Source organism: Roseomonas mucosa ATCC BAA-692 (assembly GCF_000622225.1).
In the GTDB taxonomy this organism is placed as follows: domain Bacteria; phylum Pseudomonadota; class Alphaproteobacteria; order Acetobacterales; family Acetobacteraceae; genus Roseomonas; species Roseomonas mucosa.
The window spans coordinates 1-3,921 of record NZ_JHWD01000062.1 but is presented as its reverse complement, the minus strand read 5'-3'; the positions used below and the strand labels follow the sequence as shown (position 1 = coordinate 3,921).

Here is a 3,921-nt window from a genome sequence, read left to right as displayed (position 1 = left end):
AATGCATTGGCGCCGATCTTGGCGAGCAGGATCTCCAGCGGTCCGACCGGCATGGCCAGGAGATGCTCCAAGGTTCCGTGCTCGCGCTCGCGCAGCAGGGCTGCGCCGGGCAGGATGATGGAGAGGATCAACGTGCTGTTCACGACCTGCATGACGGAGGTGAACCATTCCGGCTGGCTGTTCGGGTTGAAACGGGTGCGGATCACAAGATCCAGGGGCTCTGCCGCGCTGCCCAGTCGCTTCGCCACCTCCTGCTGCACGATCTGGCTGACATAGCTGGCGCCGTTGCCCGCCTGCGACATCGCCGTGGCATCCACATCCAGGGCAAGCGTCACCGGGTGGCCGGAAAGGAGATCCGACTCGAAGCGCGGCGGGATTTGCAGGATGAAGGTGAAACGGCCCGCATCCAGGTCCGGCCCCACCTCGGGCGCCGTGATCGGGACCGCCGGCTGGAACTGTGGAGGCAGCAGGGCCGCGGCGAGGCTGCGCGAGAGGTCCGAGCGGTCTTCGTCCAGAACCGCTATGGCGGCGTTGCGGACTTCCGTCTTCATGCCCGTGGCCACGGTATAGACCGCCACGGTAAAGGTATAGGCGACCAGGACCAGCAGGACAGGATCGGCGCGCAGCACTCGCAGTTCCTTGAGCCCCAGCCAGAGGATGTTGGTCAGGCGGCGCATGGCGTCAGGGCTCCTGCTTGCGCAGCAACAGGGTGGAGGCGGCGATGAACAACACGGCAAAGCCCGCCAGCATCAGGTGATTGTGCCATAGCTCCGAGAAGTGCAGCCCCTTGCTCATCGCCCCGACCGAGATCTGCTGGAACCAGCTGGCCGGAAAGGCCAGGCCGATACCGCGCGCCGGGCCGGTGAGGGAGGCGGTCGGCACCAGAAGGCCGGAGAAGTTCACCGCCGGCACGATGGAGAGGATGGCCGCGGCGAAGATCGCCGCCACCTGGCTGGAGACGAAAGTGGACACCAGCAGCCCGAAGCCGGTAGAGGCCAGCACATAGAGCGCGGCGCCCATGGCCAGCGCGGGGCCGGAACCCAGCACGGGCACGTCGAAGATCATCCGAGCAACGAACAGCAGCATGACGAAGCTGGTCAGGGCGACGCCGATGTAGGGGATCTGCTTGCCGATCAGGAACTCCGGCGCCGTGACCGGTGTGGCGCGGAAGTTGGCGATGGCGCCGCTCTCCTTCTCCCGCACCACCCCGACCGCGGCGAGCATGGCCGGGATCAGCATCAGCATCAGCATGATCACGCCGGGCACGATGGCGACCACGCTGCGGAAGGCCTGGTTGTAGTGGAAGCGGGGCTCCAGCGTCAGTAGCTCCGGGCTGCGCGACAGTGGCGAAAGCGCCTCCTGGTCGCGCAGCCAAGTCTGGGCCAAGCCCAGCACATAGCTGCGGGCCGTCTCCGCACGGAAGGGCATGGCACCGTCGATGGAGACCGCAACCTCGGGCCGGTCGCCGCGGCGAAGGTCGTGACCGAAGCCCGGCGGTATCTCCACCGCCAGCGCGATCCTCGCCGCCCGCAGACGCGCCTCGGCCGCCCCGGCATCCGCCAGGGGCGGCTGTTCGGAGAAATACCGGGAGCCGGCGAAGCTTTCCAGCAGGCCGCGGCTTTCCGGCGTTCGGTCCCCATCCAGCACGGCATAGGGCAGGTTCTCGACGTCGAAGGAGATGCCGAAGCCGAAGGCGATCGTCAGCAGCACCGGGCCGAGCAGGGCGAAGGCCAGCCGGATCGGGTCACGCAGCAGTTCCAGCGACTCACGCCAGGCGCAGGCCAGCAGGCGGCGGGGGTTGAAGAGCCAGGCGGCCCGACCTTGTGCGCCGGGCATGGGGGCCGGCAGATCCCCGCCCGCCTCGTCCGGTCCGGCGGCTTCCTCCAGCCAGCCGATGAAGGCCTCCTCCAGCGTGGCGGCATGGCGCTGCGCCACCAGTTCCGCCGGCGAACCCATGGCCAGGACGCGGCCGGCGTGTTGCAGCGAGATGCGATCGCAGCGCTCTGCCTCGTTCATGAAATGGGTTGAGATAAAGATCGTCACCTCCTGCTCGCGCGACAGGCGCAGCAGGTGGCGCCAGAACAGGTCGCGTGCCACCGGATCGACGCCCGAGGTCGGCTCGTCCAGGATCAACAGCTCCGGCTCGTGCACCACCGCGGCCGCGAGCTGAAGCCGCTGCCGCACGCCCAGCGGCAGGGATTCCGGCGCCGCATCGGCGACGTCCTCCAGGTCGAAGTCGTGCATCACCTGGGCCAGCCGCTTGGCGGCACGGTCGCGCGGCAGGTGGAAGAGATCGGCGTGCAGCTGGAGGTTCTGCCGCACCGTCAGCTCGCCGTAGAGGGAGAAGGACTGGGACATGTAGCCGACATGCCGTCGTGCGTCGCCGCCCGATCCGGGCCGCTGGCCGAGGATGCGCGCCTCGCCCTCGGTGGCGGGCAGCAGCCCGGTCAGCATGCGCATCGTCGTGCTCTTGCCCGAGCCGTTGGAACCTAGGAATCCGAAGATCTCGCCGCGCCGGACGCTGAGGTTCACATGGTCTACGGCCACGAAGTCACCGAACCGCCTGGTCAGCCCCTTCGCCTCGATCACCGGCGCCTCGCCAGGGTGCGGCGGGGGTGGCGGCGTGATGACCACGGGCTGATAGCCACGCCGCCGCTCCTCGGGCATCAGGGCGATGAAGGCTTCGTCCAGGTTCCGGCTACCGGTACGCTCCAGGATCGCTGCCGGGTTGCCGGTGGCGATCACCTTCCCCGCATCCATGGCCGCCAGCCAGTCGAAGCGCTGCGCTTCGTCCATGTAGGCGGTGGCGACCAGCACGCTCATCTGCGGGCGGCGTTCGCGCAGCCGGTCGATCAGCGTCCAGAACTGCCGGCGGGAGAGCGGGTCCACCCCTGTGGTCGGCTCGTCCAGGATCAGCAGGTCGGGGTCGCGCACCAGGGCGCAGCAGAGCGAGAGCTTCTGCTTCATCCCGCCCGAGAGCTTGCCGGCGGGCCGGTCCAGGAAGCGGGAAAGGCCGGTGGCGCGGGTCAGGCCCGCTATGCGCTGCCGCCGCTCCTGCGCGCCCTGGCCGAAGAGGCGGGCGAAGTAGTCGATGTTCTCGGCCACTGAAAGGGTCTGGTAGAGGTTCCGCCCCAGTCCCTGGGGCATATAGGCGATCCGCTGCCGCGCCCCGGTCAGCACCGACGGGTCGCGCAGGTCGCCGCCGAGGGCCACGATCTCCCCCTCCTGCGGCCGCCGCACGCCGGCGAGCAGGCCCAGCAGGGTGGATTTTCCTACCCCGTCCGGCCCGACCAGTCCGGCCATGACCCCGGCGGGGATATCGAGCGTCACCCGATCCAGCGCCGCGACGCTGCCGTAGTGGTGGCGGACGTCATGAAGTGACGCGACGGGCACCGCGGTCATGGCAGCCGGACCTGCAGCCGTTCCGGCCAGGGTTGCGTTGTGTCGAGCCGGACGAAGCCCAGGCCGCGCACGCCGGTCTTCACCTGCTCGATATGCGCCTGCAGCAGCGACGCCGGCAGGCGCAGCTTCACGCGGAACATGAGGTTCCCTCGTTCCTGCGCCGTCTCGACCTGGCGCGGCGTGAACTGCGCCTCGGGGGCCACGAAGCTGACGATCGCGGGCAGGACGTATTGCGGCACCGGGTCGAGGACGAGCCTGGCCTCCGCCCCGTAGGCCAGGCGCCCAGCCTGCTCGGCGGGAAGGAAGACGATCATGGAGACGTCGCTCGGGTCGATCAGGGTCGCGACACGCCCCCCGGCCGCCACGACCTCTCCGCTGCGGAGGAGGCGATAGAGGACCCGGCCGGCGCGCGGCGCGGTCAGCACGGTGTCATCCAGCAGGGTGCGGACCTGGGCGGCGTTGGCCTGGGCGGCGGCGAGGGTGGCATCGGCCCGGCGCCTGCCCGCCGCGGCGGCGGTG

General features: G+C 69.6%; 3 protein-coding genes. All 3 read right to left on the bottom strand.

Annotation, left to right across the window (positions count from 1 at the left end; genetic code table 11):
- On the bottom strand, positions 1-677 hold a 677-nt coding region (locus BT98_RS0120025; protein WP_027297475.1), incomplete at its 3' end, for an ABC transporter permease.
- A 4-nt stretch (positions 678-681) separates the two neighbouring features.
- Positions 682-3,402 (bottom strand): ribosome-associated ATPase/putative transporter RbbA, encoded by a 2,721-nt coding sequence (gene rbbA, locus BT98_RS0120020; protein WP_027297474.1) that lies wholly within the window; start codon positions 3,400-3,402, stop codon positions 682-684.
- On the bottom strand, positions 3,399-3,921 hold a 523-nt coding region (locus tag BT98_RS0120015; RefSeq protein WP_027297473.1), incomplete at its 5' end, for an HlyD family efflux transporter periplasmic adaptor subunit. The genes BT98_RS0120015 and rbbA, both read right to left, overlap by 4 nt.

Excerpts from the sequence above, each read along its gene's own strand:
- rbbA (WP_027297474.1), bottom strand. The coding sequence starts at position 3,402 with ATGACCGCGGTGCCCGTCGCGTCACTTCATGACGTCCGCCACCACTAC.